General features: G+C 75.3%; 1 pseudogene. It reads left to right on the forward strand.

What is annotated here, in order from left to right:
* Positions 1–1,189 (forward strand): annotated as a pseudogene (locus tag AC27IO_RS24505) (chorismate-binding protein); the annotation flags it as partial.

Consider the following 1,189-nt stretch of genomic DNA (forward strand, 5'->3'; position numbering starts at 1 on the left):
GGCGCGTTCGACGCCGCGCTGCGCACCCACCCGGCCGACGGCCCCCTGGCATGGTTCGCCGTGTTCGACCGGGCCTTGCCCTGGCCCGATCCCACAGTCTCCCCCGGCGTTGGCGATGGTGGCGGCGCGGGAGCGCCCACGGTGGACTGGCACACCCGCCCGCAGCGCGCCGCGTTCGATGCCGCCCTGGCGCACCTTCACCAGGCCATCGCGGCCGGCGAGTTCTACCAGGTCAACTACACCGCGCCGATCCGGGGCACCGTGTCGCCGGTGGGAGGGGCGCAGGCGGCGCTGCCGCTGTTCGCCGCGCTGCAGCGCGCCCAGCCGGGTGGCTATGCCGCGTGCATCGACGGTGGTGCCGAGCAGATCCTGTCGGTCTCGCCCGAGCTGTTCTTCGACTGGCGCGGGGGTTCGCTGCTGGCGCGGCCCATGAAAGGCACGGCGCCGCGCGGCGTCACGCCCAACGAAGACGCCGCACAGGCCGCCGCGCTGCGCGCCTCACCCAAGGAGCGCGCCGAGAACGTGATGATCGTGGACCTGCTGCGCAACGACCTCTCGCGCATCGCCGAGCCGCACAGCGTGCGCGTGCCCGCGCTGTTCCACACCGAGGCGCTGCCGGCCGTGTGGCAGATGACGTCCGACGTCGAGGCCCGCACCCGCGCCGGCACCACGCTGGCCGACGTGTTCGCCGCGCTGTTCCCGTGCGGCTCCATCACCGGGGCGCCCAAGGTGCGGGCGATGCAGGCCATCCACGCGCTGGAGGCTGCACCCCGCGGCGTGTACTGCGGCGCGGTGGGCATCGTGCGGCCGGACGGCGAGGGCGCCGTGGCCGCCACTTTCAACGTGCCCATCCGCACCGTGACGCTGCGCGGCCGCGACGCGCGGTGCGGCATCGGCAGCGGCATCACCTCCGGCGCCCAGGCCGCGGCGGAGTGGCAGGAGTGGCAGCACAAGAGCGCCTTCCTGCAGCGCGCCAGCGCCCCGTTCGACCTGCTGGAAACCCTGGCGCTGGAGGAGGGCGTGCTGCGCCACCGCGCCGACCACGTGGCGCGGCTGGCCGCCTCGGCCGCGCACTTCGGCCATGCCTTCGACGCGGCGCGCGTTCAGGCCTGCCTGGATGCGCTGGCCCAGGCCCACCCCCACCCGGGCTGTGGCGCGCGCGCCTGCTGCTCGATGCGGCGGGCCACCC

The organism is Acidovorax sp. KNOB132 (assembly GCF_057541515.1).